The sequence below is a fragment of the Vibrio sp. 2134-1 genome (assembly GCF_033339495.1).
Genome location: NZ_JAWOUS010000680.1, coordinates 1 through 594, shown reverse-complemented (window position 1 = coordinate 594; position 594 = coordinate 1). Strand labels below are relative to the sequence as shown.

Annotated in this window: 1 protein-coding gene; it reads right to left on the bottom strand. The window is 48.5% G+C overall.

Annotation, left to right across the window (positions count from 1 at the left end; all coding sequences use genetic code 11):
• Positions 1-109: 109 nt before the first annotated feature.
• Positions 110-594: thiamine phosphate synthase (thiE, locus tag R7R78_RS27930; RefSeq protein WP_225474828.1), on the bottom strand; the 485-nt coding region annotated here is incomplete at its 5' end.

The following is a 594-nucleotide window of genomic DNA, read 5'->3' as shown; positions in this document are numbered from 1 at the left end:
CGAGCGTGAAAGTGACATTGCAGCTCTTCGTTGTGAAAGGAGAGGTTGTTGAAAGTACTGAAAGGCAAACGCGCTCATCCATAAGCGCTTTGTTCAGGCGTGAGCAAGGTTAGCTCATCAACCCTAATAAATATTCCGATGCGGCTTTTGGATCTTCTGCGTGGAAAATCGCTGAAACCAAAGCTAAGCCATGAACACCAGTGGCGCTGAGTTGCGGAATGTTACTTTCGTTAATGCCGCCAATGGCAACAATCGGCAGTGAAGTCGTCTCTAACGCCATTTTCAAACCATCAATACCCCAATGTTTTTTGGTGTTGGTTTTGGTTGGCGTCGCGAAGATCGCGCTCAAACCGATGTAATCAATCGGCAGAGAGTTTACTTCTGCCAGCTGCTCTTCAGTCTCAATCGATAAGCCGAGAATCTTGTTTGGGCCAATCAATTGACGAGCGATCTCTGCTGGCATGTCTGACTGCCCGAGGTGAACACCATCGGCATCGACGGCAAGGGCAACATCAACACGATCATTGATGATTAACGGGACGCCAGTGCCTTCAAGGATCGTCTTCACGGCTTGAGCTCGTTCAATAAATGCAC